Raw genomic sequence first — 25,387 nt, forward strand, 5'->3', positions numbered from 1 at the left:
CTTCCCGCAGCGCCCGTAGCGCAGCCGGACAACAGAACGCCCGGGGAGCCAGCCGACTCCTCGGGCGTTCGTCGTGCTCGCGATGCTCGGCCAGCGGCTCAGCCCAGCCGGAGCTTGAGCGAGGCCAGCTCGTCACGTAACGAGGTCGGCACCTTGTCCCCGATCTTGTCGAACCATTCCTCGATGGCCGGGATCTCCGCGCGCCACTGCTCGGCGTCGACGGCCAGCGCCTGGCTCAGCTGCTCCGGGGTCATCTCCAGGCCGTCCACGTCCAGGGCGTCCGGGGCGGGGATCCGGCCGATCGGGGTGTCCACCCCCGCGGCCCGGCCCTCGATCCGCTCGATCGCCCACTTCAGCACCCGGATGTTCTCCCCGAACCCCGGCCACAGGAACCCGCCGTCGGCGTCCCGGCGGAACCAGTTGACGTAGAAGATCTTGGGCAGCTTCACGGCGTCGGCGTTCTTGCCGACCTCGATCCAGTGCGCGAAGTAGTCCCCGGCGTGGTAGCCGATGAAGGGCAGCATCGCCATCGGGTCCCGCCGCACCACGCCGACCTTGCCGGCGGCGGCCGCGGTGGTCTCCGACGACAGGGTGGCGCCCATGAACACGCCGTGCTGCCAGTCGCGCGCCTCGGTCACCAGCGGGATGGTGTCCTTGCGGCGGCCGCCGAAGAAGATCGCGTCCAGCGGAACACCGCGCGGGTCGTCCCACTCGGGCGCCTTGGTCTCGCACTGCTCGATCGGCGTGCAATACCGGGAGTTGGGATGCGCGGCCAGCTCCGCCGAACCTGGCGCCCAGTCGCGGCCCTTCCAGTCGGTCAGGTGCGCCGGCGGCTCGCCCATGCCCTCCCACCAGATGTCGCGGTCGTCGGTGAGCGCGACATTGGTGAACAGCGAGTTGCCCTTGGCGATGGTGCGCATCGCGTTGGGGTTGGTATGCCAGTCGGTGCCAGGGGCGACGCCGAAGAAGCCGTTCTCGGGGTTGACCGCATACATCCGGCCGTCCTCGCCGAACCGGATCCAGGCGATGTCATCGCCGATCGTTTCGACCTTCCAGCCGTCCAGGGTCGGCTCGAGCATCGCCAGGTTGGTCTTGCCGCACGCGGACGGGAATGCCGCCGCCACGAAGTAGGCCTTCTGCTGCGGGCTGGTCAGTTTCAGGATCAGCATGTGCTCGGCCAGCCAGCCCTCACCGCGGGCCTGCGCCGAGGCGATCCGCAGCGAGTGGCACTTCTTGCCGAGCAGGGCGTTGCCGCCGTAGCCCGAGCCGTAGGACCAGATCATCCGGTCCTCGGGAAAGTGCACGATGTACTTGGTCTCGTTCGACGGCCAGGCGACGTCCACCTCGCCGGGCGCCAGCGGGGCGCCGAGCGAGTGCAGGCCGGCGACGTAGGGCTGGTCGACGCCGTCCTTTACGAACAGCTCCAGGGCCTTGTTGCCCATCCGGGTCATGATGTGCATCGAGACGACCACGTAGGCCGAGTCGGTGAGCTCGACGCCGAGCATCGGCTGCTCGGCCGTCAGCGGTCCCATGCAGTACGGGATGACATACATCGTGCGCCCGCGCATCGAACCCCGGAACCGCTCGGTGAGCAGCGCCTTCATGTCGCCGGGATCCATCCAGTTGTTGGTAGGACCGCAGTCGCCGGGGTCCTGCGAGCAGATGAAGGTCCGGTTCTCGACCCGGGCGACGTCGGTGGGATCGGAGGCGGCGTAGAAGGAGTTGGGCTTCTTGGAGTCCTCGAGCCGGATCAGGGTGCCGGAGGCGACGAGCTGCTCGGTGAGCCGGGTCCATTCCTCCGGCGATCCGTCGCACCACACCACCTCGTCGGGTTCGGTGAGCTCGGCGGTGTCGCGTACCCAGCGGAGCAGCCCGCTGTGGCTGGTGGGGGCGGTATCCAGACGGACGATAGTGCTCGTCATGATTAGAAACTCCTTGTCAGTCGACGGTGACTGGCGGGGGTGCCGCAGGACGGGCGACGGATTCGCGCACAGCCCTGCCGGGCAGTGATCACAGAGTAGCCAGCGGCAGCGCTTACAAGCCCGTCAGATGCGTGCGGCTCCCATCACAGGCGCGCTATCCGGAGAAATCGGGCACCGGACCCCTGGCAAACCGGGCCTTCGTCCGAGTTCCCGCAGGTAGCCATGGCCCAGCTCACACCGGGGACTAGGAGGCCTGGCTCACAGTGGAGAAGTTGAAGTCCGGTACCCGGACGGCCGGCATGGCGACCCTGGTGAAGAAGTCACTCCATTCCCGGGGCAGCGTCTTCTCGGTGCGGCCCACCTCGGTGATCCGGCCGAGCAGGTCGACCGGGGACTCGTTGAACCTGAAGTTGTTGACCACGCCGCGCACCGCGCCGTCCTCGATCAGGTAGACGCCGTCGCGGGTCAGGCCGGTCACCAGCAGCGTCTGGGGATCGACCGTCCGGGTGTAGTAGAGGCAGGTCAGCAGCAGGCCGCGCTTGGTTGCGGCGATCAGCTCCGCCAGGCTCTTGGCCCCGGCATCCTCGGGCCCGGTCATGATCAGGTTGTCCACGAACGGCACGAACGGCTCGCCGGTGCGCTCGGCCCAGTTGCGGGTGCGCTGCAGGTTGGCCAGCACGCCGCCGTCGATCCAGCGGGTGGCGGCCACCGGCGCCCCGTTGTCGAAGACCGATTCCTCGCCGCCGGTGGTCAACTGGAAGGGAACCGCCTGCATCCCCGGTTCTGCCGGGTCCGAGCGCAGCGTGAGGTGCAGGCGGGACAGCGATTCCCCGATCCGGGTCCTGCCGTCGCGGGCGGTGAAGACGCTGCGGCCTTCCTCGGCGTCGCGGGCGGTGAGGCTCCAGTACATATAGATCATCAGTTCGGCCATGGCCGTGGGTGGCAGCAGCGTCTCGTAGCGGCCGGCAGGCAGGTCGATCCGGGTCGCCGACCAGTCCAGCCGGGTGGCCAGGTCGGCGGTGATCGCATCGACGTCGACGTCGGTCCAGTCGCGGGTCTGCGCGCCGGCCCAGGCGGTCCGGGTCAGGTCGCGGGACTTGGCGTTCAGCTCCAGCCGGCCGGTCGGCTGGTCGTGCCGGCGACGCAGGCCGGTGGAGGAGGCCAGGAAGGTCGAGGACACCAGGTGCTCGGCGAAGCCGTAGAGCAGCCGGTCGGCTTGCTCGGCAGCCTGGAATGCCCGCCCCAGGGCCGGTGCGAAGTCACTGAACACCTCGATGCCGGTGACCGCGGCGGGTGCGTCCCAGTCGTCGGAGTGGGGATAGGGCTCGATCAGCGGCGCGACGTCGTCTGCCGGCGAGGCGGCCCGGGCGGCGTCCTCGCTGGCGGTGACCAGCGCGGCCAGCTCGTCGGCCTCGGCCACCGCGCGCGCGACCACGCCGGAGCTGGTGCCTTGCTCGCCGTCCACCATCGAGATCACCGTGATCCTGCGGGAATGCATCTGGCCGTTGGTGGTCAGGCTGTTACCGGCCCACCGCAGGTTCGCGCCGGTCAGCTCCTCGCCGATCACCACGCAGCCGGCCACGGTGGACAGTGCCAGCGCCTGCTCGACCAACTGCTGGATCGTGCTGGCGCCGGAGTCGGTGCTGGTGGTCATCATCGGCCGCCCTCGGTCACGGTGTTGAGAACGTTGACGTTGCCGAACAGCGCGGACGGGCAGCCGTGCGACACCGCCGCCACCTGGCCGGGCTGGCCCTTGCCGCAGTTGAAGGCGCCACCCAGCACGTAGGTCCCGGGGCCGCCGATGGCTTGCATCGAACCCCAGAAGTCGGTGGTGGTGGCCTGGTAGGCGACATCGCGCAGCTGGCCGGCCAGCTGCCCGTTGGCGATTCTGTAGAACCGCTGGCCGGTGAACTGGAAGTTGTAGCGCTGCATGTCGATCGACCAGGAGTTGTCACCGACGACGTAGATGCCCCGCTCGACGCCTGAGATCAGGTCCTGGGTGGAGCAGTCGTCCGGGCTCGGTTGCAACGACACATTCGCCATGCGCTGCAAGGGAATGTGACCGGCGGAGTCGGCGTAGGCGCAGCCGTTGGAGCGGCCCAATCCCTTGGCCGCCGCCATCTGCCGGTTCAGCTGGTACCCGACCAGCACGCCCTCGGAAACGAGGTCGAAGTCGCCGGTGGCGACCCCCTCGTCGTCATAGCCGACGCTGGACAACCCGTGCTCCACCGTGCGATCACCGGTCACGTTCATGATCGGTGATCCGTAGCGCAGGCTGCCGAGCTTGTCGTAGGTCGCGAAGGAGGTGCCGGCGTAGGCGGCCTCATAGCCCAGCGCCCGGTCGAGTTCGGTGGCATGGCCGATGGATTCGTGAATGGTCAGCCACAGGTTGGACGGGTCGATGACCAGGTCATAGTGGCCGGCCTCCACCGACGGTGCCTTGGCATGCTCGGCCAGCAGCTCCGGCAGCTCGGCGATCTCGGCGTCGAAGTCCCAGCCGGTCCCGGTCAGGTACTCCCAACCCCGGCCGGCCGGCGGCGCCAGGCTGCGCATCGAGGAGAACCCGCCGTTGGCCCGGTCGACCTGCACCGCGGTGAACTCCGGATGCAGCCGGATGCGTTGCTGGGTGGTCACCGTTCCCGCGGTGTCGGCGTAGAACTTGTTCTCCAGCACCTGCATCAGGCGGGCGTCGACATGGTCCACGCCGTCGGCATTGAGCAGCCGGTCCGACAGCTCCGACAGCCTCGCCAGCCGCTCGGCCGGAGCGACCTCGAAGGGGTTGATGTCGTAGGAGGACACCCAGCTGGCGTCGGAGTACACCGGCTCGGCGGCCAGCTCCACCGGGTCGGAACTGAGCACCCGGCTCAGCTTCGCGGTGGCCACCGCCTGCTCGGCCAGCCGGGCAGCCGCCTCGGGCGTGCGATCGATGCCGCTGGCGAAACCCCAGGCCCCCTCGTGCACCACCCGCACCGAGAGCCCGCGGTCCTCCTCGTCGGTGCTGGCCGCGAGCTGGCCGTCGCGCAGGGCCAGCGACGCGACCCGGACCCGCTCGAGCCGGAAGTCGGCGTGCGAAGCACCCAGCTCGCGAGCCCGGCTGAGGGCCGCGTCCGCGAGGGTCGATGCTGGCAGTGCGAGGAACGCGGCGTCGATGCTGGCCATGCGGCCGATACTAGATGCAGGCACTGACCGGGACTGGCCGGGCCGAGAGGTGGAGCTCAGCCGCCCGTAGCGGCCGCGGTGTCGGTCCCGGTGTCGGTGGTGGTCCCGGTGGTGGTCGCAGTATCGGCCCCGGTGGTGGTGGTGGTGCCGGCCGGCCGGTAGACCTGCAGCAGCACGCCGCTGTCGTAGCGCACCAAGTCGGTCAGCTCCAGCTCGTACTTGCCCCGCTGATCGGGATAGATGCTCAGGCCGCCCCCGATCAACACCGGGAACACCATCAGCCGCAGCTCGTCGACCAGGCCGTAGCCGAGCAGCGCGCGTACCAGGGTGGCGCTGCCCGCCACCAGGATCGGCCCGCCGTCGCCGTCGCGCAGGTCGGTGACCGCCTGCCGGACGTCGCCGCGCAGCGCGCTGGCGTTCCAGCCCAGTTGCTGCGCGGAACTGGTGACGACGTGCTTGGGCATCGCGTTGATCTTGTCGGCGAACTCGCCGGTCCGTTCCGGCCAGGCCGCGGCGAAGCCCTGGTACGTGACCCGGCCGAGCAGCAGGGATTCGGCCTCCAGGGTTTCTCGCAGCTTGTAGGCATAGAGGTCGTCGGTGCCGTAGGGAAAGGTCCAGCCGGCGTGCGGGTGGGTCGGTTCGCCGCCCGGTGCCTCGACGACCCCGTCCAGGGTGATGAACTCCGAGATGATGAGGGTGCGCATCGCTCGATCATCGCAGCCGCCCGGGCCCGGGGACCCCTGCCCCTTCCCAGCCGCGGCTCTCCGTCGGACACACATGCCGAGCCATGGCGCGGGGCCAAAGCTACGGTAGCGTAGGTTACGCGCCGGTAACTTGACGGAGGGAAGCGGACGATGACGGTTGACCCGGCCGAGGGCGAGACCCGATGTCCGGCAGTGCGCTGATCGGGCTGTGATGGGACACAATGCCCGACGTGAGCCAACTGCGCCTGGAGCTGCTGACCGAAGCCCATCTCGACGACGTCGAGCAGTTGCTCGGCGATCCGGAGGTGCTCCGGTTCACCCGGCTGCCCGACCCGGCCGTGCCGGGTTACGCCCTCGAGTGGTACGGCCGCTACCAGGCGGCCCGGCAGAAGGGCACCGCCGAGACCTTCGCCGCGGTGGCGCCGGACGGGACGTTCCTCGGCGTGGCGCTGGCCCCGCACATCGACGCCGAAGCCCGCGAGATGGAACTGGGCTACATGGTCGCCGCGGCTGCCCGGGGCCAGGGAGTCGGCAGCGAGATGTTGCGGCAGCTGACGTCCTGGGCCTTCACCGAAGGCGGCGCGATGCGCGCCAGCCTGCTCATCGACGTGGCCAACGTGCCTTCCCAGCGGGTCGCGGTCCGGGCCGGCTACACCCTGGAGGGCGTGCTCCGCTCCTCCTATTTCAAGCAGGGCCTGCGCTCGGATGTCCAGGTCTGGTCCCGGCTGCCCAGCGACGGCTGAGACGCGCTCAGCCGGCCTGCTCCAGCGCGGTCAGCTCGTCCTCGAGGTAGCCGAGCATCCGCTGCAGGTGAGGCACCGTGCGGCGGCAGCCGGTCAGGCCGAAGGACAGCTCGTCGGCGTAACTGGTGCAGGTGATGTTCAGCGCCTGGCCGTGGTACGGGATGGACAGCGGATAGATGCCGTCCAGCCGGGCACCGTTGAGATAGAGCGGGGTGCGCGGGCCCGGCACGTTGGAGATGATCAGGTTGAACGGCGGCCGGAGCAGTTCGGCGTAGCCGGGGATGGACTGCAGGACCAGCGGGCTCATGCCCAGGCCGGTCATAGCCACGATCTGCAGCGGGCTCAGCTCCGACAGCGCCTGCTTGCCCTCCTTCATCGAGCGGCGCACCGTGTCCAGCCGGTCGGCCGGGTCCGCCAGGTGCGTTCCCAGATCGCACATCACCGCGCCGATCGCGTTGCCGGACTCCCGGTTGCGGTCGCGGACCCGCAGCGCGACCGGCACCATGGCGATCAGCGGCGCCTCGGGCAGCGCGTCCAGGCTGCTCAGGTAGGTCCGCAGCGCGCCCGAGCAGGCGGCCAGCACCACGTCGTTGACGGTGCAGCGGGCACCACGGCGGATCCGGTTGATGCGCTCCAGCGGCCAGGACTGCGCGGCGAACCGTCGCGAGCCCGAGATCGGCACGTTGAAGATCGACCGCGGGGCCGCGAACGAGATCGGCGCGCTCTGCGCCTGCAGGCCCCGGTTCACCGTGCGTACCAGCGCCGACGGGATGCCGGCCACGTCACTGGCGACGCCGCGAGCGGTGCGCAGCAGGTTGGCCACCACCTCCTCCGGCGTCGGCGGCGCCGGCTGGTGCCGCGGGGCCGGCCGGCTGGCCCACGGCGGTGGCAGGTCGCGGGCCGCCGGGTCCTTGGTCAGGATCCGCTGCAGCAACCGCTGTGCCGACACCCCGTCCAGCAGTGCGTGGTGCACCTTGAAGTAGATGGCGAACCGGCCGTCGGCCAGTCCCTCGATGAAGTGCAGCTCCCACAGCGGCCGTTGCCGGTCCAGCAGCGTGCTGTGCAGCCGCGAGCACAGCGCGAGCAGTTCCAGCACGCGGCCCGGCGAGGGCAGCGAGTTGTGCCGGACGTGGTGGCGCAGGTCGAACTGCTGGTCCTCCTCCCAGGCCCACTGTCCCGCCGTGCTGATCGAGCGGCGGGGCCGCTTCCTGAACAGCGGTGCCACGTCGTCGCCGGAGCTGAGCTGGGAGAACACCTCCGCGGCGCTGGGAACGTCCGCGGCCGGCTCGAACAGCTGCAGGCCACCGACGTGCATGGGCGTCTGCGGGGACTCCACGGACAGGAACACCGAGTCCGTCGGTGACATCGGCAGCAGCACGGTGTGTGATCCTGTCACCGATGCCGCGCGGATGCGAAAACGCCCTCCGAGGGGTGCCGGCAGCGGGCCGGTGCGGCCGTGGGCGGTGCGGCCGTGGGCGATGCGGCGGAGGAGCGGCTCAGATGTCGCGGAACGGCTGGATGCTCGCGCCGAGCAGGTTCAACCGCTCCGCCAGCTGCTCGTAGCCGCGGTCGATGACGTAGACGTTGCGCAGCAGCGACGTCCCCTTGGCCGCGAGCATGGCGAGCAGCACCACGACGGCCGGCCGCAACGCCGGCGGGCAGATCACCTCGGTGCCCGACCAGTGGGTCGGTCCTTCGACATAGATCCGGTGCGGGTCCATCAGGGTGACCTTGGCGCCCAGCTTGGTCAGCTCGGTCAGGTACAGCGCACGGTTGTCATAGACCCAGTCGTGGATCAGGGTCGAGCCCTCGGCGGTGGCGGCGATCAGCGCGAAGAACGGCAGGTTGTCGATGTTCAGGCCCGGGAACGGCATCGGGTGGATCTTGTCCAGCGGTGCGTGCAGCTTGGACGGAAGCACCGTCAGGTCGACCAACCGGGTACGCCCGTTGGCCGCCGGGTACTCGGGGCTGCGGATGTAGCGCAGCCCCATCTCCTCCAGCAGTGCCAGCTCGATCTCCATGAACTCGATCGGCACCCGGTTGACGGTGATCTCCGAGGACGTCACGATCGCCGCGGTGACCAGGCTCATCGCCTCGATCGGGTCCTCCGACGGGGAGTAGTCGACGTCGCGGCGGATCTCCGGCACGCCGTGCACGGTCAGGGTGGTGGTGCCGATGCCCTCGACCCGGACGCCCAGCTCGGTCAGGAAGAAGCACAGGTCCTGCACCATGTAGTTCGGGCTGGCGTTGCGGATCACCGTGACGCCGACCCGGCGCGCGGCCGCCATCAGCGCGTTCTCGGTCACCGTGTCACCGCGCTCGGTCAGCACGATCGGCCGCGCCGGCGTGACGGACGGATCGACCCGGACCCGGTAGACCCTGGCGGCGGCCTCGACCTGGACGCCGAACGGCCGCAGCGCGGTCATGTGCGGTTCGACCGTCCTGGTGCCCAGCGCGCAGCCACCGGCGTAGGGCAGCTCGAAGGACTTCTCGAAATGCATCAACGGCGCCAGGAACATGATGATGCTGCGGGTCCGGCGGGCAGCCTCGAGGTTCATCCCGGCAAGGTCCAGGCGGGCCGGCGGCACGATCTCCAGATCGTTGTCGGCGTTGAGCCAGCGGGTGCGTACCCCGATGCTGTTGAGCACCTCGATGATCCGGTGCACCTCCTCGATCCGGGCCACCTTGCGCAGCACCGTCCGGCCCTCGTTGAGCAGGGAGGCGCACAGCAGGCCGACCCCGGCGTTCTTGCTGGTCTTGACCTCGATGCTGCCGCTCAGCCGGCGACCGCCGACCACCCGCAGGTGCGGCCGGGAGCGGCCGATCGAGACGATCTCGGAGTCCAGCGCCTCGCTGATCCGGGTCAGCAGTTCCAGGCTGAGGTTCTGGTTGCCCTGCTCGATCCGGTTGATGGCACTCTGGGACGTGCCCAACGTCTCGGCCAGTTGGGCCTGGGTCCAGCCCCGGTTCTTCCGGGAATCCCGGATCAGCGTGCCGACCCGGCGGGCGTAGTCCTTGGCGGCACCGACCTCATCAACCATGTCGGCCACAATATCTCAGATATGAGTTCACATCTGCCCAACGGGTCGCATACTTCCCAGCGAACCGGTCGAAACCCGGATGAAGCTCGATGCCGGGAGATGTTTCCGAGGTGACAGGATCACAGGATGAGCGCTGAACCACCTCCCCGGGACCGCGACCGGGACGCCCAGGGCCGGCCCCGGAATGCCCGGCCGCGCGACGCGCTCGGCCGGCCACTCGGCTACGGCGCCCAGGGAGTGGGTCCGGCGGCTGACGATGCGGCCGGCGCTGCGGCCGGCAGCCCGCCCGGCACGCCGGCCGACTCGCTGCGGCGGGCCCAATCGCTGCTCGACGCCGGACGGCCGTTCGAGGCGCACGAGGTGCTGGAGGATGCCTGGAAGGCCGCGCCGGACGCTGAGCGGGAACTGTGGCGGGGCCTGGCACAGCTGGCAGTGGGCCTGACCCACGCCGCCCGGGGCAACCGGACCGGAGCGGCGGCGCTGATCAGCCGCGGTGCCGGTAACATCGCCGGCTACCGGGACCGGCCACCGCACGGCGTGGACGTCGCGGGCCTGCTGGCGTGGGCAGCGGCGACCGACCCCGGGCCACCACCGCGGTTGACCCTCAGCTGAGCGCCGCGGCCAGCGCCGTCACCACGTCGGCCAGCCGGGCCCGGATCGCCGGATCGTGCACCAAGCCGTCGGCGCCCACGTCGGCACGGGTCACCGGCACCTGTGCGCAACCCGGCTCGACGATCACCGAATCGGTGTAGGTGAGCACCGTCCGAAGCTCGGCGTAGGCGCCGGCAGCCCCGGTCGGCCCCCACGAGCAGTTGATCCAGCCCACCGGCTTGCCCGACATCTCGCCGCCGCCCACCGACCAGTCCAGCAGGTTCTTGAAGGAACCCGGCAGCGCCCCGGCATACTCCGGCGTGCAGAACAGCAGCGCGCCGGCCTCGGCAAGCTGGGCCCGCAGCCGGACCACGGCGGCGGGCCGGCTGTCGGTGTCGTCGTCCGGATTGAAGTGCGGCAGCGACGCCAGCTCGTCATAGCTGGTCACGGCGACGTCCTCCGCCGCCAGCAGGCCGGCGGTCCGCAGCACCGCGGCATTGGTGGAGCCGGGGCGGACACTTCCACAGATCAGCAGCAACGAGCGCATCGCATCAGGCTAAGGCCGGCGCGGCCCGGCCGGTGACCTTGCTGGATGCTCAGAACAGGGTCGGCTCGTCGGCCGGCAGCGCGCCTTCCAGTTGCAGCATCCGGCGCTTGGTCGCCACCCCGCCGTTGGCGGAGAAGCCGTGCATCGAACCGTCGGCGGCCACCACCCGATGGCAGGGGACGATGATCGGGCACGGGTTCTGCCCGAGTGCCCGGCCCACCGCGCGGGCAGCGCCGGGCAGCCCCAGCTCAGTCGCGATCGCCCCGTAGGAGCGGGTGGTTCCCGGCCGGATGTCGCGAGTCACCCGGTACACCGAGCGGTGGAAGTCCGCCACCCCGGACAGGTCGAGCTCGATGTCGGCCAGGTCGTCACCGGAACCGTCGAAGAGCGCCACGATCCGCTCGATCGCCTGGCGTACCGGGGCCGGCGGCGGTTGCTCGCCGCTGCCGGGCAGCCGGCGCCTCATCCGGCGGCGAGTGTCGTCCGGGCTGGCCTCGGGCAGGCTCACCTCGACGATCGCCGAGCCGGTCCAGCCGAGCGCGCAGCAGCCCACCGCGGTGTCGAACAGGGCGAAGCCGGCAGCAGTCATGATGGCGCCAGCTTAGGTGCCGGTTCTGGCCGCCGGAACTCCCGCGGTGGCCGGCACGGCTCGCGGCCGGGGCACCGCCGCCGACAAGCCGGCGGCCAGCAGCCCGAACAGGGCGGCCACCAGCCAGGCGGCCCGGAACTCCCCGAGGCTGCCGGCATCCACCCGTACCCCGACCAGGCTGATCAGCACCGCCACCCCGACGGCGGCCGCGACCTGGCGGCCGGCGTTGACGACGGCGGAGCCGGTCGCCGAGCGCTGCGCCGGCAGCGAGGTGACCCCGGCGGCGATCAGGGTGCTCAGCGCCAGGCCCACGCCGATGCCGCCGAGCACCATGCTGGGCAGCAGGTCCGCGGCATAGGAGACGCCGGTGTTCAGGAACACCGCCTGCCAGAGCATGGCCACCCCGAACAGCGCCGAACCGGCGGTCGCCACCGGGGCGGTGCCGTAGCGGTGCACCACCCGGGCCGAGAGCAGCGTGACGACAGGCATCAGCCCGGGACCGGGCGCCATCGCGAAGCCGGTACGCAGCGGCGAGTAGTGCCAGACCTCCTGGCACCACAGCACGTCGGACAGCAACATGATCGAGAACGCGACGCTGAAGACGAAGAGGGCGGCGTTGGCCAGGCCGAAGCCGCGCACCGAGAACAGGCTGAGTTCGAACAGCGGTGCCGGGTGCACCGCGCAGCGACGCAGGAACGACACCGTGGCCAGCACCGCCAGCACCAGCAGCCCGATGGTGGCTGCCGAGGACCACCCCCACACCGTGGCCTGGACCAGCGCGCCGGTGAGGCTGGCGACCGCGACGGTGACCAGCGCGGCGCCGAGCAGGTCAGGCAGCGGCTCGCGCTCCCTGGCCGGCGGGTGTGGCAGTACCCGCAGGCCCGCGACCAGCACCAGCAGCCCGATCGGCAGGTTGACCACGAAGACCCAGCGCCAGCTGATGAGCACCAGCAGCCCGCCGGCCACCGGGCCGGCAGTGGCGGCCAGCGCACCTACCGCCGACCAGCCGCGAGCCACCATGGTCCGCCGCTCAGCTGGGTACACCGCCATCAGCAGCGCCAGCGAGGTCGGCAGCTGGGCGGCGGCGCCGACCGACTGCAACACCCGGGCCGCGATCAGCACCGGCAGGTTCGGCGCCAGCGCGCACAGGCCCGAACTGACGGTGAATATCAGCACGCCGGCCAGGAATACCTTGCGATGCCCGACCCGGTCCCCGAGCCGGCCGGAGACGACCAGCAGGGCGGCCAGTCCCACGGCGTAGCCGTTGAGCACCCAGGACAGGCTCGACAGCCGCGGGGCGTGCCCGCCGCTGCTGAAGCCGGCGCTGATCGTCGGTAACGCGACGTTGACGATCCAGAGGTCGAGGTTGGCCATGAAGACCGCGGCCACCACCACGATCAGGACCAGCCGGCGTCCGGTGGCTTCCGGGTTCGACTCTCCCACCGCCATGACTCGGGACAGTAGTGGCCCTCGGTGTGATAAGCCCACCTCCAAACGTGGCCAGTACCGCTCGCCGGAACCGCCGCCGAATCGAGGCCCGGGGCGCATCGTGAGACCCTGTTCACCGGAGGCCGTCCGGCTTGTTCCGTCCTGCCCCGGCACCGTGCCCGCTTCGCAAGACGCCGGAGGAGAGCTGCCATGACGAAGAACGCCGCCTGGTTGGCGGCTGTGCCGGTGTTGGTGGTCCTCGTCCTGGCCGGCTGCGGCGGTTCGTCCTCGAAGTCGGCCGCACCCGCCAGCTCCAGCACCGGTTCGGCCGCCGCGTCGACCGCCTCTTCGACCGCCTCGGTGCCGGTGAGCAGCACCCCGGCGCCAGGGTTCGCCTCGACCTCGGCAGGAACCCCGAAGGGCGTGCTGTCCAAGCCCGACTTCCTGATCGAGATGAACAAGCTGTGCTCCTCCGTCGATGCCCAGATCAAGGCCCTGCCGCGGCCCACCGCCGCCACCGACTACGCCGTGATCAGCACCAACCTCACCGGAACGCTCAAGCTGGTGCCGTCCTTCATCTCCCGGGCCGAGGCGCTGGTCAGGCAGACGGCCGAGCGCGCCGCGCTGGAGAAGAACTGGCTGGCGATCCAGAAGTCCGACTTCGCGGCGTTCAAGCCGGTGGCCGAGCGGATGTTGGCCCACAGCAAGGCGCATGACGCGGCGAAGGTGCAGGCCGATGCCAACGCCGTGTCGGCGCTGCCCGACCACACCAGCCGCCTGGTCAGTTACCTCAACGGCTACGGTCTCAGCAGCTGCGCACAGCTGGAATCGGAGTAGCTGGACGCCAAGGACGTAGCGAGGGGTAGGGAGTCGTGCAGGACCCGGAGGGCAACGAATTCTGCCTGCACTGACGCACCGCACCCGGGTCGTCACCGAAGCGGCCGGGCAAGGCATGCCAGTGGCGACGCGGACCTGGCGTTGGTGCATTCGGCTGACCTTTGCAGTCAGGCAGCCTAGGCTCCCCAGCATGAACGACTACGGCGCTGACCTCGTGGCGGGAGAACGACGCGACGAGCTGATCGCGGCACTCCTGGAGGCCAGGTTGTCACCTGCCACCGGCGGGGTGGTCCGGCTGAATATGGACCTGCCCGAGAACTGCCCGCTGATCCGAGCCCTGATGCGGGTCGAGGCGGAGCTGATCCTGATGGACGCCGACGCCATGGCACATGGCCGGTTCGAGCACAGGACCAGCGACCAGCGCCGGGCCGACGCCTTCATGGCACTGGCACTGCGCGCCGCCGACATCCCCGGCACCTGAGGCAACTTCATGGTGCCGGGCTGCCGCATCGGTCACGGGGAGCTGAGGCTCAGTCCTGTCGTCTCCGCCCCGTGCGGTCCGGTCACCTTGTAGTAGGCAATGCCCTCGGCGCCTGCCCGGAACGTCACCTGGCAGCGAATCGAGTATGCGTGAGCCGGCCGGACCCGAAACGGCCCGGCGCAGCGGCCGGCCGCGACGTCTTCGAACCTGACGGCCAGGACCGAGACCGCAGGCGCGTCCTGGGGCGGGACGTAGATCAAGGTCAACCGATAGCTCCTACCCGGCTCCGGTGCGCGGACCGGAATGTCCGGTGACCCGACGGTGTCCCCAGGGTGCTGCTCGTCGGGGCCGGCCGGCCGGTCCACCACCCCCGCCACCGTGCTTGCCTCCGGGGCGGTGGCGACCGCCAAGGCGTACTCGCGGGCCGCTTCGGCCTGTCCCGGGCTGGAGGACGTCGAGGGCGATGCCGGGTACTTGGCCGGGTCGGTGAGATTCATCGAGCCTCCCATCGTCCCGGTCGGCGTCCGCAGCGTGACCGTTCCCTTGCCGGTGACGCCCGCCATCAACATCGCCTGGCAGCGGATCACATAGGAATGGCCCGGGCGCGCCAGGAAGGGCTGGGCGCAGCTGCCGGAGGCGACGTCCTGCACCTCGGTCGTCAGGACCATGGGCGGGTCATCGCTCGGGCCCGCGATGTAGCTCAGGGTGAACGAATAGGTCTTGCCCGGTTCCGGGTCGGTGATGCTGGAGATATCGCCGCTGATCAGGCCGGTGTCCTTCAACCGGGCGGCGTCGCGGGCTGACACCCCTCCGACGGAGACCCCAGGTACCTCGGTCGCCTCCCGAGCGCCGGCCACCGCCTCGGCGTAGGCGCGCTGTGCCGCCTCCAGGTCGGGATAGGTGGACCGCGACAGCGATGCCGATGGTGTCGGGCCGGCCGGGTTGCTGACCCGGTTGGACCGCTGGTCGCGGTTCAGCGTGATGGCCAGCATCGCGCCGACGGCGAGCAGCACCGCCACCGAGGCCGCCAGCAGCGGGACGCTCCACAGCCGGACGGCGTGGGCCGGGCCCGAACGCCCGGCGAGCGCCGCCCGGTCGATCGGCGGTGCCGTGCGGTGACCGCCGAGCTCGACGTCCACGGCGGAGTTGATCAGAGACTTGATCTCGACGTCGTTCACGAGAGCCCTCCCTCGGTGTCGCGCAGGTGCCCGGCCAGAGTGCCGCGCAGGGTGGCCAGGCCGCGGCTGGCCGCGGATCGGACGTGTCCGGCCGACATGCCGGTCGCGTCCGCGATCTCGGAGTCGGTGAGGTCGGCGAGGAAGCGCAGGGTCAGCACCTCGCGTTGCCTGCTGGGCAGCGCGGCCAGCGCCCGACGGGCCGCCTCCTGGCCGGCTGAGCGCAGCGACGGCTCGTCGGCAGGCGGCGCGTGCTCGCTGTCGCGGACCTGCCCCAGCCAGGTCCGCACTGTCCGGCGCCGGCGCAGTGCCGACCGGGCGCCGTTGACGACGCTGGCTCGCAGGTAGCGGGCCGACGCTTGGGAATCGGCCAGCACGCCGGGGTTGCGGTACAGGCCCGCGAAGGCGTCCTGGACCACGTCCTCGGCGGAGCTGACGTCGTCGACCAAGCCTTGCGCCAGCCGGAGCATCGGCCACCACTGGGTCCGGTAGAGCGCGTCGAAGGCACGGTCCCCGCCAGGATCAGGCCCGGGCCGGTCCACGGCGAGCCGGCCCGCGATCGAGTCCATCAAGGCCTCCACCTCATCTCTCGCGCCACGTTAACTGCAGCTATGACGCGCGAGGACGAGATTTGTTGCACGAGGCGCAAACCTGGCGAGTTGGCAGCCCGGGCGAACCGGGGCGCTGTCCGTCAGGGCGCTGTGGATCAGGGGCGCTGTGGATCAGGGGCGCTGTGAGAGGTAGCCGATCACCAGCAGCACGATGAGCACCACCAGCACCGCGACCAGTGGGTTCCTCGGACGCCGCAGCGAGGCGGCCGGCACCTTGCGCACCGTGAGCGACCGGCTGGGCCCGCGCCTGAACTCCACGTCGTAGCGGGGCGGCTTCAGCAGCTTGGAGTGGCTGCCGAGCACCCGGCCGGACGTCCCCTTGCGCACCCGGGCCCGGCCGTACTTGTGCCGGCGGCCGCGGCGCACCGCTGCGCGCAGCACCACCCGGTCACCGCGCCGGAACCTGCCCAAGTGGATCCCCCGATCTGACGACGGGTGTGCGAGGCCACCGGGTGGTCTCCGCACCCCAGGACCCGCCTGTAAGGTATGCCTAACCTAACTATGGAGGGGTCGATGACGTTACGTTCTCAGCGGGTGGCCATGCTGGTCCCGCTGGTTGCCACGGTACTGCTGGTCGCGGGTTGCAGCTCGGACTCCTCCAGCGACAAGGCGGGCGCCGGTGGCAGTGCAGGCAACACCACGTTGACCGTCTACAACGCCCAGCACGAGGAACTGACCAAGGAATGGGCCGAGGCGTTCACGAAGGAGTCCGGCATCAAGGTGGCGCTGCGCAACGGCGACGACTCCGAGATGGCCAACCAGATCAAGCAGGAGGGCGGCGCCTCCCCGGCCGACGTCTTCCTCACCGAGAACTCCCCCGCCATGACGATCGTGGAGAACGCCGGCCTGTTCACCGACGTCGACAAGGCCACCCTGCAGCAGGTGCCCGAGCAGTACCAGCCCTCCACCGGCAAGTGGGTGGGCATCGCCGCCCGGTCCACGGTGTTCGTCTACAACACCACCAAGCTGACCGAGGCGCAGCTGCCCACGTCGCTGATGGACCTGGCCGATCCGCAGTGGAAGGGCAGGTGGGGCGCCTCGCCCGCGGGTGCCGACTTCCAGGCGATCGTCAGCGCCATGCTCGACCTCAAGGGCGCCGACGCCACCCAGGCCTGGCTCAACGCCATGAAGACCAATGTCAAGCCCTACAAGGGGAACAGCGCGGTCATGAAGGCGGTGAACGCCGGCCAGATCGAGGGTGGCGTCATCTATCACTACTACTGGGCCGGCGACCAGGCCGAGACCAAGGAGAACAGCAAGAACACCAAGCTGCACTACTTCGGCAACCAGGACCCGGGTGCCTTCGTCAGCCTGTCCGGCGGCGGTGTGCTGAAGTCCAGCAAGCATGCCGAGGCCGCGCAGCGGTTCCTGAAGTTCGTCACCGGCAAGGCGGGCCAGCAGATCCTGCAGACCGGCACCTCCTTCGAGTACCCGGTCGGCAGTGACGTCGCCGCCAACGCCGCGCTCAAACCGCTGGCCGAGCTGGGTGAGCCCGACATCGACGAGGCCAAGCTCAACGGTCCCGAGGTCGTGGAGATGATGACCAAGGCCGGAATCCTGTAATCCCCCGATGCCCGCCACCCTGTCCCCGGCCGATGCCCAGGTTGCCGAAACCGGGCAGCGCACGCACCTGCCGGCCCGGGGCGGCCGGGGGCGGCGCTGGGTACGGCGGCAGCGGGGCCGGGGTCACCGGGCACCGCTCGGGGTGGCGATCGCGGCGTTCGCGGTGGCGGCGCTGTCCCTGGTGCCGCTCGGCTACATCCTCGTCCAGACCCTCGCCACCGGCTGGGACCAGGCCTACGCCCTGATCGTGCGTCCCCGGGTCGGTGAGCTGCTGCGGCACACCGTGGCGCTGGTGAGCGTCACCGTCACGGCCACCGTGCTGCTCGGGGTGGCGGCTGCCTGGCTGGTCGAGCGGACCGACCTGCCGCTGCGCCGGCTGTGGGCGGTGCTGTTCGCGATGCCGCTGGCCATCCCCGCCTTCGTCACCAGCTACGGCTGGGTGTCGCTGTACCCGTCGATCGAGGGCCTGCGCGGCGCCGGCCTGATCACCACGTTCGCGTACTTCCCCTTCGTGTACCTGCCGGTCGCGGCGGTGCTGCGGCGGCTGGACCCGGCGCTCGAGGAGTCGGCCCGGTCCCTGGGCCACGGCCCGGTGGCGGTGCTGGTGCAGGTCGTTCTGCCACAGTTGCGCACCGCCGTGCTCGGTGGCGCGCTGCTGGTGGGACTGCACCTGCTGGCCGAGTACGGTGCGCTGCAGATGATCCGCTACTCGACCTTCACCACCGCGATCATGGAGCAGTACCAGTCGACGTTCAACGGTGCCGCCGCCACCATGCTGGCCGCGGTGCTGGTCAGCCTGTGCCTGCTGCTGATCACCGCCGACGTGCTGCTGCGCGGCCGGGGCCGCTACGCCCGGCTCGGCTCCGGGGTGGCCAGGCCGGCTCCGCGGGTTCGGCTGGGCCGGGCCACCCCGCTGGCGCTGCTGGCGGCGGCCGCGGTGTGCGGCCTGGCGATCGGGGTGCCGTTCGTGAGTGTCGGGCGCTGGCTCGCGCTCGGCGGTGCCGGGCTGTGGACGGCGCCGGAGCTGCTGCCGGCCGTGCTGAGCACGCTCACCCTGGGGCTGTATGCCGCGGCCGTCACCACCGCGATCGCGCTGCCGGTGGCGTGGCTGGCGGTGCGCCACCGGGGTTGGGGCTCCACCTTGATGGAGCGGTGCACCTACCTGGCCAGCGCGGTGCCGGGCATCGTCGTCGCGCTGGCCTTCGTGACGGTGGCGATCCGGTATGCCCGGCCGGTCTACCAGAGCACCCTGCTGATCGTCCTGGCCTATGCCCTGCTGTTCCTGCCCCGGGCGATGGTCAGCCTGCGGGCCGGCATCGAGCAGGCCCCGCCCGAACTGGACGAGGCCGCCAAGGCCCTGGGCAGCTCACCGCTGCGGGTGTTCGGCCGGGTCAGCCTGCCGCTCATCGCGCCGGCCATCGCCGCCGGCGCCGCGCTGGTGTTCATGGCGGTGGTCACCGAGCTGACCGCGACCCTGCTGCTGGCCCCGACCGGCACCCGGACGCTGGCAACCCAGTTCTGGTCGTCGAGCTCGGCCATCGACTACGCCGCCGCCGCGCCCTACGCGCTGCTGATGATCGTGCTGTCGATCCCGGTGTCGTGGTTCCTGCTGGTCCAGTCGCACCGGATGGCCGGCCGGTGAGCGCGCTGACGGTGCGCGGAGTGCACAGCGCCTATGGCCCGGTGCCGGTTCTGGAAGGCATCGACCTCGACATCGCCGACGGCAGCATCACCGCGATCGTCGGGCCGTCCGGGTGCGGCAAGACGACGCTGTTGCGGGTGATCGCGGGTTTCGAGTCACCGCACCCCGGTTCGGTGTTCATCGGTGACCGGCAGGTCTGCGGCGACGGGGTCTGGGTGCCGCCACACCGGCGGGGCCTGGGCTACGTGGCCCAGGACGGGGCGCTGTTCCCGCACCTGACGGTGGCGCAGAACATCGCCTTCGGCCTGCCTCGCGACCAGCGCCGGTCCCGGGCCGGGTCGAGGTCACGGATCACCGAGCTGCTCGAACTCGTCAGCCTGGATCCCGACTACGCCGGCCGCCGGCCGGACCAGCTCTCCGGCGGCCAGCAGCAACGGGTGTCCCTCGCCCGGGCGCTGGCGCCGCGGCCGGGGGTGGTCCTGCTGGACGAGCCGTTCAGCGCGCTGGACGCCGGGCTGCGGGCCAGCACCCGGGCCGCGGTGGCCGAGGTGCTGGCCGGGCAGGGGGTGACCACGCTGCTGGTCACCCACGACCAGGCCGAGGCGCTGTCGTTCGCCGATCAGGTGGGTGTGATGAGTGCCGGGCGGTTGACCCAGATCGGCCCGCCACGCCAGGTCTACGAGGCGCCGCTGGACCTGGCCACCGCCGCGTTCGTCGGTGAGGCGGTCACCCTTCCCGGCGTGCTGGCGGACTCGGTCGCCGAGTGCGCGCTCGGCGGCGTGCCGGTCCAGGCGGTCTCCCCGGCGGCTGGGCACGGCGGCCCCGGGACCGTGCTGCTGCGCCCGGAGCAGATCGAGCTCACCGACTCACCGCCCGAGGGCCCGGACAGCGCGGCTGAGGCCGTGTTCGGGGTCGTGGAGGACGTCGATTACTACGGCCACGACACCATGCTGACGATCCGGCTGGACGAGCCGGGCTCCAGCGTGATCAGCCTGCGCCACACCGGCACCGCCGCCCCCGATGTCGGCACCAAGGTGCGGCTGCGGGTGCGCGGCACGGCGCGCTGGTTCCCGGCCGGCGGCTGAGCAGCGCGGCTTGCCGTGGGCGGAGCACCGCCCGCCGGCTGAGCGGCGCGGGTCACCCCGGCTCGGTCAGGCGTCGCGGCGCAGCCGGATCCAGCGGTAGCCCCAGCCGTTCAACTCCAGCTGGCCGAGGTTCTTCGCCGGCGGCTCGTAGTGGTCGTCGGCGAAGACCTCATAAGGCTTCTTGCCGGACCTTCCGGTGCCGGGATCGACGCCGCTGAGGTCCAGGGTCACCGCGGTATCGGCGAGGTTGTGCAGCAGCAGGATCGCACCCTCGGGAGCGTCGAAACGATGTGCGAGCACCGAGCGCGGGAGTGGGCAGTCGATCACACTGACCTCGCCGACGCCGATCTCCGGGCACTCCCGCAGCACCCTGATCAGTTCCTCGAACCAGCGCAGCAGTGACTCCCGGTCCGGCCGCTGGGCCTCGACGTTGACCCGCTTGGCGGAGTAGTTGCCGCGCGCCGGCACCGGGCGCACCAGCTCGACCACACCGGCGGTGGAGAACCCGGCCGACCGGCTGGCGTCCCACTGCATCGGCGTGCGGATCGCCAGCCGGCCCGGCAACTTCAGGTCCTCGCCCATCCCGATCTCCTCGCCGTAGCGGAGCACCGGCGTGCCCGGCATGCTGAACTGCAGCGAGTAGGCGAGCTGGATCCGGGACAGGTTGCCGTTCATCATCGACGCCAGCCGTCGGCGGATGCCCCGGCCGTACAGCCGCATCTCCGGCTTGGGCGCGAAGGCTGCCATCACGTCGCCGCGCTGCTCGTCGGTCAGCTTGCTGAGGTCGAGCTCGTCGTGGTTGCGCAGGAACGTCGCCCACTGCGCCATCGCCGCCAGCTTGGGCAGCGTGCCGAGCGCCTCGATCAGCGGCTCGGCGTCACAGCGGGCCAGTGCCAGCCACAGCTTGGCGTTCAGGCCGAAGGCGAACATCAGGTGGGCCCGGTCATTGGGCCCGTCCGGTGCCGCGGCGCAGTACTTGGGCACGTCCTCGGGGGCGACATTGGCCTCGCACAGCAGCACCGCCTCGCCGTTGCGCCACTGGATGTCCTGACGCCAGTCATCGAGGATGGTGAAATCCATCGGGCCCGGGTTGACACCGGGGACGGTCTGCTCGATCACGAACGGCGCCGCGTCGATCCGGAACCCGGACGCGCCCAGCTGCAGCCAGAACCCCATCACCTTCTTGATCTCGGCGCGCACGGCCGGGTTCGACCAGTTCAGGTCGGGCTGGAAGTCGTAGAAGCGGTGGTAGTACCAGAGCTTGGCCGCGGGGTCCATGGTCCAGGTCTCGGTCTGCTCGCCGGGAAACACCATGCCCTGGCGGCGGTCCGGCGGCTCGTCCTCGCTCCAGACATACCAATCGCGGTACGGCGAGTCCGGGTCGCTCCGCGCGGACTGGAACCACGGGTGTTGATCGGAGGTGTGGTTGACCACCAGGTCCAGCACCAGCCGGATGCCCCGCGAGCGGGCCTGGGTGGCCAACTCCACGAAGTCGCCGAGGGTGCCCAACTGCGGGTGGACGCCGTAGTAGTCGCTGATGTCATAGCCGCCGTCGAGCAGCGGCGAGGGATGGATCGGGTTCAGCCACAGGCAGGTCACGCCCAGGCGTGCCAGGTAGTCCAGCCGGCTGGTGAGCCCCGGCAGGTCTCCGCAGCCGTCGCCGTTGGAGTCCTGGTAGGTGTCGACCTCGACGCAGTAGATGACCGCTTCCTTGTACCAGCGCTCTGACACGAGGCGTCCTCTCCGCGGCTTGGTGGAGTGCCATTGAACCAGCTACGGCGACGGCGGTGGGCTCGGCGATGAGACGATGCCGCTGTGATGCACCTGCGCCTGATCGTGCCGGCCGAGCGGACGCCCACCGTGCTCACCACGCTGGAGCAGGATCCGCGGGTCACGAATGTGGTGCTGATGACCGGCGCCGGGGTACGTCCGAGCGGTGACCTGGTGCTGTGCGACGTCGCCCGCGAGGCGGTCACCGACGTGCTGGACGGCCTGCGGCAGGCCGGGCTGTACTCCGACGGCGGGGTGACGCTGTCGGCCATCGAGGCGGCACCGTCGGTGAACGCGCACGCGACCGAGGAAGCCGCCCCCGGCTCGCCGGACGACGCCGTGGTCTGGGACGCCGTACTCGACCAGGCCGATACCCAGGTGGCCGGCTCCTGGTCCTACTACGCCTTCCTGACCATCGCCGTGATGCTTGCCTCGATCGCGGTGATCACCGACTCAGCCATCCTGGTGGTCGGGGCCATGGTGGTCGGGCCGGAGTTCGGCGCGGTGGTGGCGCTGGCTCTCGGGATCGCGCTGCGGCGCGCGCGGTTGAGCCGCCGGGCCCTGGCGCTGCTGGTCCAGGGCTTCCTGTTCGCGATCGGCGTCACGCTGCTGTGCGCGCTGGCCGCCCGGGCGGTGGGCTGGGTGCACCCGTCCTCGGTCAGCGCCGCCCGGCCGCTGACCGGGTTCATCTGGCGGCCCGACAAGTGGTCGGCGGTGGTCGCGGTCATTGCCGGCTGTGCCGGCGTGCTGTCCCAGACCGCCGGCCGCTCCAACGCGCTGGTGGGCGTCTTCATCTCGGTGACCACCGTGCCGGCCGCCGGGGACCTGGCACTGTCGCTGGCCGTCCTGGACTCCCGGCAGATCCTCGGATCGCTGGCACAGCTGCTGCTGAACCTGACCGGCATGACGGTTGCCGGCGTTCTCACGCTGCTCGTCCAGCGCCGACTCTGGCGCCGGACGGCTGAGGCCGACTGACCTTCCGGTGCGCCTCAGTCCGCTTGCCTAGTCCTCAGTACACCAGGCGACGAAGGGCATCTCGGGTCTGGGCGTCTGTCGAATAGATGACCGTCCCGACCATGCCTCGGGTGAACAGAACCTTGTAGACGTTGCGGACGAGGCCGTCGAATTGCTGATCACCGACCGTCTTTGCGCTCCGGAAATCGGGGTCCCGGTTCGCCGACCGATTGCTGACGAACGACCCGTTGCGCCAGAGCAGGTCATCGCCAATGATGACGCCGTTCCAGTCGTATTCGAAGCCTTGAGCGGTGTAGACGCAGCCAACCTGACCGATCCCGCCAGGGTCGCTGGCCCACAATGCGGCCGGCGGCGCAGTACCGACCCGTCGATCACCCTTCAGATTCCACGGACGTGCCCAGTCGCCGATAGCGACGTCGGGCACCAGAGTTCCGTCCGGGCGTGGATCGCTCCACGGCCAGCAGTAACCGGCTGACATCCGTGCGGTGTAGCCGTCGGCTTCCTTGGTGAGCAGGAGTTGCTCCAGTTCAAGGGGTGACTCGGCGACGCGTACCTCGAAACGCTCGTTGTTGTGCCAGACGCCGGGGCCTTCAGCGGTCAGCCCGAGCATTCGCTCGACCCATCTGATGTAGGAGGCGCTCCCACCGCACCTGAATTGCTCAGGAAGCGGAACGTGATGCACCCGCAACCCCTGTGCCTTGGCATAGGCCCGAATGGATTCGACCGCGCCCATCTCTCCTGGACGCACGACCTGGTTCTCATCCAGCAGGAAGACCGGCACTCGTGCCGCGCTCATCAGCTCATCCAGTTGCGGCCGGCCGGTTCGGTACTGGGCTGTGGTGTAGCGGTTGACGGAGGTCTCGCGAATGCGGTGCGCCTCATCGAGGATCAGTACGTCGAGACCGTTGCGCTCGGCGTCCATGAACTGGTTGAAGTACTTGAACATCTTCTGTACTCGTGGTGCTCTGTTCCCAGCCACCTTCCGTAGCGTCTGGGTGAACGAGCGTGATCCGGTCGCATGCAGAACGGTCCGGCCCTGGCGGGCCAGCTCGCCCAGCAAGGAAAGAGCGATAACGCTCTTGCCGCTTCCCGGTCCGCCGGAGACGATGATGACCGCCTTGCTGTCGGCCCGCTGAGCCCTTGCCACCTCATGCATGACGAGGTCCACGGCGAGTTGCTGATTACCCTGCAACTTGAACTGCTCACGGTGCTGGACCTCTTCGGCGGCGACGGCGAGCAGTTGACGCGAAGGCGCCACCGCTGACCGGAGCAGCTCATCGGCGTATGCGGCTCCGGGAACCGTGGGATCCAACCGGCTACGCAGGAAGTCGTGGAACTTTCCACGGTCCGCGCCGGTGAACAGTTGGCCGTGCAGGTCAGGCCTGAAGTCGAAAAGCTCGGAGACTGCCTGCGGGTCGACGGCGTTGTGCAGGTAGGCAACGCCCGCCACAGCGTCCTCGTCACCATGAAGCGTCCGTGCGAAGTCGATGACATGTGTGCAGTAGTTGCGAACCTGCCGGACGGGATGGTTCTTGGGACCGCCGGGCTGGCCATCTACTTCCACCAGATTTGGATCAGCTTCCCACCGCCTGGCCGAAGACCACTGCTTCAGCTCCACGACCACGTAGGAGGAGCGCCCCGTTACGGGGTGCACACCGGCCAGGACGACGTCGGCCCGCTGTGACGTCAACGGCAACTGATACTCGACAATCACCTCGACGTTGCCGAGGCCGGCGTCCAGGAGGTCCTGGGCGAGGACCGGGAGGCTCCTCTGCCAGGACCGCATCTCGGCTGGCGACGCCCGGTGGCCTGCTTGATAGAGGATCTGCTCGAACAACCTCTCCACAACGGAGTCCGTAGCGGCAACACGTGCGAATACGTCGGCCGAATAGCGGAGCGTCAAGTGGATGTGTCCCCAGGCAGCACGAATCGAGTCGTGCGGGTGGGGGCATCCAAGCGCTGGGGACACCGTCTGGCTCCCGAGCGCTAGCCCGTCGGGCCGCGGCAATGATGGTAGCCGTCACAAAGGCTGGCACGGGGTTTGGCATGCGGGGTGAACGGCTGAGGCCGGCAGCGGCTGAGGCCTCGCTTCTTCAAGGCTTCGTCAAGCTTTGGCAGGAATCAGACTAATCGCCCATGGTGGCTGCGATGCTGAGTTATCTTGAATTGTTCTTAACTAAATTTTAACTATTGGTAAGGACTGCCCCTGTGGAGCGTTCCGGCATTGTGGCGTGGGCCCGCGGGCGGTCGCGCCGCTTCTGGATACTGACCGCGGTGGCCGCCTTCGTGCTGCTCGTCGTGGCAGTTCCCGGCCAGAAATCCGCGGCTGATCGGTCGGCGCCTGCCAGGCTGCGGTCATCGGCGACCACGTCGCTGTCGCCGGCTGCCGGTCCGAGCAGCGCGGCGCAGGCCGAGGCGGCCGCGGCGGCAAGCCGGGCGGCGATCGCGTCCGAGCAGGCGGCCCAGTCCGCCGCCGATGCCTCCCGGTCGGCCGCCTCCAGCGCCGCGGCCGTAGCGTCCCAGT

At 70.1% G+C, this 25,387-nt stretch carries 23 protein-coding genes; 8 read left to right on the plus strand and 15 right to left on the minus strand.

Going from position 1 to position 25,387, the window contains the following annotated elements:
• Positions 1 to 98: 98 nt before the first annotated feature.
• The 4 genes from VF542_RS11935 to VF542_RS11950 all read right to left on the minus strand — a co-directional run bounded on the left by VF542_RS11935 (position 99) and on the right by VF542_RS11950 (position 5,785).
• Positions 99 to 1,922: a phosphoenolpyruvate carboxykinase (GTP) gene (locus VF542_RS11935; RefSeq protein ID WP_408651928.1), complete on the minus strand. Its 1,824-nt coding sequence runs from the start codon at positions 1,920 to 1,922 to the stop codon at positions 99 to 101.
• Positions 1,923 to 2,166: 244 nt separating this feature from the next.
• The gene (locus tag VF542_RS11940) at positions 2,167 to 3,576 is read right to left on the minus strand and encodes a metallopeptidase TldD-related protein (protein ID WP_408651929.1); all 1,410 of its coding nucleotides are present in this window, start codon (positions 3,574 to 3,576) and stop codon (positions 2,167 to 2,169) included.
• Positions 3,576 to 5,081 carry a TldD/PmbA family protein gene (locus tag VF542_RS11945; RefSeq protein WP_408651930.1) on the minus strand — a complete coding sequence of 502 codons (1,506 nt, stop codon included), beginning with the start codon at positions 5,079 to 5,081 and terminating at the stop codon, positions 3,576 to 3,578. Before VF542_RS11945 ends, VF542_RS11940 begins: the two co-directional genes overlap by 1 nt.
• Before the next feature lie 56 nt (positions 5,082 to 5,137).
• Complete coding sequence (locus VF542_RS11950) at positions 5,138 to 5,785, minus strand: dihydrofolate reductase family protein (protein WP_408651931.1); 648 nt, start codon at positions 5,783 to 5,785, stop codon at positions 5,138 to 5,140.
• A gap of 230 nt (positions 5,786 to 6,015) precedes the next feature.
• Between VF542_RS11950 and VF542_RS11955 the strand changes: the two genes are divergently transcribed.
• On the plus strand, positions 6,016 to 6,528 hold the full coding sequence (locus tag VF542_RS11955; RefSeq protein ID WP_408651932.1) for a GNAT family N-acetyltransferase: 513 nt from the start codon (positions 6,016 to 6,018) through the stop codon (positions 6,526 to 6,528).
• Between the two features lie 7 nt (positions 6,529 to 6,535).
• On the opposite strand, the gene VF542_RS11960 is transcribed toward VF542_RS11955, so the two are convergent.
• Entirely contained in the window at positions 6,536 to 7,906 is a 1,371-nt protein-coding gene (locus VF542_RS11960; protein ID WP_408651933.1) for a WS/DGAT/MGAT family O-acyltransferase, read from the minus strand.
• A 118-nt stretch (positions 7,907 to 8,024) separates the two neighbouring features.
• The gene (locus VF542_RS11965) at positions 8,025 to 9,569 is read right to left on the minus strand and encodes a helix-turn-helix domain-containing protein (RefSeq protein ID WP_408651934.1); all 1,545 of its coding nucleotides are present in this window, start codon (positions 9,567 to 9,569) and stop codon (positions 8,025 to 8,027) included.
• Between the two features lie 126 nt (positions 9,570 to 9,695).
• Between VF542_RS11965 and VF542_RS11970 the strand changes: the two genes are divergently transcribed.
• The gene (locus tag VF542_RS11970) at positions 9,696 to 10,181 is read left to right on the plus strand and encodes a DUF309 domain-containing protein (RefSeq protein ID WP_408651935.1); all 486 of its coding nucleotides are present in this window, start codon (positions 9,696 to 9,698) and stop codon (positions 10,179 to 10,181) included.
• On the opposite strand, the gene VF542_RS11975 is transcribed toward VF542_RS11970, so the two are convergent.
• From VF542_RS11975 to VF542_RS11985, 3 genes are read right to left on the minus strand one after another with little or no spacing between them, the layout of a single operon-like run.
• Positions 10,174 to 10,707 (minus strand): NADPH-dependent FMN reductase, encoded by a 534-nt coding sequence (locus VF542_RS11975; protein ID WP_408651936.1) that lies wholly within the window; start codon positions 10,705 to 10,707, stop codon positions 10,174 to 10,176. The two genes, VF542_RS11970 and VF542_RS11975, sit on opposite strands and share 8 nt — an antisense overlap.
• 49 nt (positions 10,708 to 10,756) lie before the next feature.
• On the minus strand, positions 10,757 to 11,296 hold the full coding sequence (locus VF542_RS11980) for a methylated-DNA--[protein]-cysteine S-methyltransferase (protein ID WP_408651937.1): 540 nt from the start codon (positions 11,294 to 11,296) through the stop codon (positions 10,757 to 10,759).
• 12 nt (positions 11,297 to 11,308) lie between these two features.
• Complete coding sequence (locus tag VF542_RS11985) at positions 11,309 to 12,745, minus strand: DHA2 family efflux MFS transporter permease subunit (RefSeq protein WP_408651938.1); 1,437 nt, start codon at positions 12,743 to 12,745, stop codon at positions 11,309 to 11,311.
• 189 nt (positions 12,746 to 12,934) lie between these two features.
• Between VF542_RS11985 and VF542_RS11990 the strand changes: the two genes are divergently transcribed.
• Both VF542_RS11990 and VF542_RS11995 read left to right on the plus strand, forming a co-directional pair.
• A complete protein-coding gene (locus tag VF542_RS11990) occupies positions 12,935 to 13,561 on the plus strand; it encodes a hypothetical protein (protein WP_408651939.1) in 627 nt (208 codons plus the stop codon).
• 190 nt (positions 13,562 to 13,751) lie between these two features.
• Positions 13,752 to 14,042: a hypothetical protein gene (locus tag VF542_RS11995; RefSeq protein WP_408651940.1), complete on the plus strand. Its 291-nt coding sequence runs from the start codon at positions 13,752 to 13,754 to the stop codon at positions 14,040 to 14,042.
• Between the two features lie 32 nt (positions 14,043 to 14,074).
• Here the strand turns inward: VF542_RS11995 and VF542_RS12000 are convergent, their stop codons facing one another.
• The 3 genes from VF542_RS12000 to VF542_RS12010 form a co-directional block, all read right to left on the minus strand.
• The gene (locus VF542_RS12000; RefSeq protein ID WP_408651941.1) at positions 14,075 to 15,220 is read right to left on the minus strand and encodes a hypothetical protein; all 1,146 of its coding nucleotides are present in this window, start codon (positions 15,218 to 15,220) and stop codon (positions 14,075 to 14,077) included.
• Positions 15,217 to 15,786, minus strand: coding sequence for a sigma-70 family RNA polymerase sigma factor (locus VF542_RS12005; protein ID WP_408651942.1), 570 nt, complete (start codon positions 15,784 to 15,786; stop codon positions 15,217 to 15,219). The genes VF542_RS12000 and VF542_RS12005 overlap by 4 nt, the downstream gene beginning before the upstream one ends.
• A 153-nt stretch (positions 15,787 to 15,939) precedes the next feature.
• Positions 15,940 to 16,239: a hypothetical protein gene (locus VF542_RS12010; protein WP_408651943.1), complete on the minus strand. Its 300-nt coding sequence runs from the start codon at positions 16,237 to 16,239 to the stop codon at positions 15,940 to 15,942.
• A gap of 102 nt (positions 16,240 to 16,341) precedes the next feature.
• On the opposite strand from VF542_RS12010, the gene VF542_RS12015 reads away from it, so the two are divergent.
• From VF542_RS12015 to VF542_RS12025, 3 genes are read left to right on the plus strand one after another with little or no spacing between them, the layout of a single operon-like run.
• The gene (locus tag VF542_RS12015) at positions 16,342 to 17,391 is read left to right on the plus strand and encodes an iron ABC transporter substrate-binding protein (protein WP_408651944.1); all 1,050 of its coding nucleotides are present in this window, start codon (positions 16,342 to 16,344) and stop codon (positions 17,389 to 17,391) included.
• A 7-nt stretch (positions 17,392 to 17,398) separates the two neighbouring features.
• The gene (locus VF542_RS12020; protein ID WP_408651945.1) at positions 17,399 to 19,033 is read left to right on the plus strand and encodes an ABC transporter permease; all 1,635 of its coding nucleotides are present in this window, start codon (positions 17,399 to 17,401) and stop codon (positions 19,031 to 19,033) included.
• On the plus strand, positions 19,030 to 20,118 hold the full coding sequence (locus tag VF542_RS12025) for an ABC transporter ATP-binding protein (protein ID WP_408651946.1): 1,089 nt from the start codon (positions 19,030 to 19,032) through the stop codon (positions 20,116 to 20,118). The genes VF542_RS12020 and VF542_RS12025 overlap by 4 nt, the downstream gene beginning before the upstream one ends.
• 66 nt (positions 20,119 to 20,184) lie before the next feature.
• On the opposite strand, the gene VF542_RS12030 is transcribed toward VF542_RS12025, so the two are convergent.
• Positions 20,185 to 21,849, minus strand: a complete 1,665-nt coding sequence (locus VF542_RS12030; RefSeq protein WP_408651947.1) for an alpha-amylase family protein — start codon at positions 21,847 to 21,849, stop codon at positions 20,185 to 20,187.
• Positions 21,850 to 21,936: 87 nt separating this feature from the next.
• Here VF542_RS12030 and VF542_RS12035 point away from each other — a divergent pair, with 87 nt between their 5' ends.
• Entirely contained in the window at positions 21,937 to 22,863 is a 927-nt protein-coding gene (locus tag VF542_RS12035) for a DUF389 domain-containing protein (RefSeq protein WP_408651950.1), read from the plus strand.
• Positions 22,864 to 22,897: 34 nt separating this feature from the next.
• Here VF542_RS12035 and VF542_RS12040 read toward each other — a convergent pair whose 3' ends face one another.
• Positions 22,898 to 24,766 carry a DNA/RNA helicase domain-containing protein gene (locus VF542_RS12040; RefSeq protein ID WP_408651948.1) on the minus strand — a complete coding sequence of 623 codons (1,869 nt, stop codon included), beginning with the start codon at positions 24,764 to 24,766 and terminating at the stop codon, positions 22,898 to 22,900.
• A 280-nt stretch (positions 24,767 to 25,046) separates the two neighbouring features.
• On the minus strand, positions 25,047 to 25,387 hold a 341-nt coding region (locus VF542_RS12045; RefSeq protein ID WP_408651949.1), incomplete at its 5' end, for a hypothetical protein.

Source organism: Jatrophihabitans sp. (assembly GCF_036389215.1).
Taxonomy (GTDB): domain Bacteria; phylum Actinomycetota; class Actinomycetes; order Mycobacteriales; family Jatrophihabitantaceae; genus Jatrophihabitans_A.

Bases quoted from the DNA above. Each gene is read 5' to 3' on its own strand.
- VF542_RS11995 (WP_408651940.1), top strand. From the start codon at position 13,752: ATGAACGACTACGGCGCTGACCTCGTGGCGGGAGAACGACGCGACGAG.
- VF542_RS11965 (WP_408651934.1), bottom strand. From the start codon at position 9,569: ATGGTTGATGAGGTCGGTGCCGCCAAGGACTACGCCCGCCGGGTCGGC.
- VF542_RS11985 (WP_408651938.1), bottom strand. From the start codon at position 12,745: ATGGCGGTGGGAGAGTCGAACCCGGAAGCCACCGGACGCCGGCTGGTC.
- VF542_RS11990 (WP_408651939.1), top strand. From the start codon at position 12,935: ATGACGAAGAACGCCGCCTGGTTGGCGGCTGTGCCGGTGTTGGTGGTC.
- VF542_RS12015 (WP_408651944.1), top strand. From the start codon at position 16,342: ATGACGTTACGTTCTCAGCGGGTGGCCATGCTGGTCCCGCTGGTTGCC.
- VF542_RS11970 (WP_408651935.1), top strand. From the start codon at position 9,696: ATGAGCGCTGAACCACCTCCCCGGGACCGCGACCGGGACGCCCAGGGC.
- VF542_RS11950 (WP_408651931.1), bottom strand. From the start codon at position 5,785: ATGCGCACCCTCATCATCTCGGAGTTCATCACCCTGGACGGGGTCGTC.
- VF542_RS11940 (WP_408651929.1), bottom strand. From the start codon at position 3,576: ATGACCACCAGCACCGACTCCGGCGCCAGCACGATCCAGCAGTTGGTC.
- VF542_RS12005 (WP_408651942.1), bottom strand. From the start codon at position 15,786: ATGGACTCGATCGCGGGCCGGCTCGCCGTGGACCGGCCCGGGCCTGAT.
- VF542_RS11975 (WP_408651936.1), bottom strand. From the start codon at position 10,707: ATGCGCTCGTTGCTGCTGATCTGTGGAAGTGTCCGCCCCGGCTCCACC.
- VF542_RS11945 (WP_408651930.1), bottom strand. From the start codon at position 5,081: ATGGCCAGCATCGACGCCGCGTTCCTCGCACTGCCAGCATCGACCCTC.
- VF542_RS12035 (WP_408651950.1), top strand. From the start codon at position 21,937: ATGCACCTGCGCCTGATCGTGCCGGCCGAGCGGACGCCCACCGTGCTC.
- VF542_RS12020 (WP_408651945.1), top strand. From the start codon at position 17,399: ATGCCCGCCACCCTGTCCCCGGCCGATGCCCAGGTTGCCGAAACCGGG.
- VF542_RS11935 (WP_408651928.1), bottom strand. From the start codon at position 1,922: ATGACGAGCACTATCGTCCGTCTGGATACCGCCCCCACCAGCCACAGC.
- VF542_RS11980 (WP_408651937.1), bottom strand. From the start codon at position 11,296: ATGACTGCTGCCGGCTTCGCCCTGTTCGACACCGCGGTGGGCTGCTGC.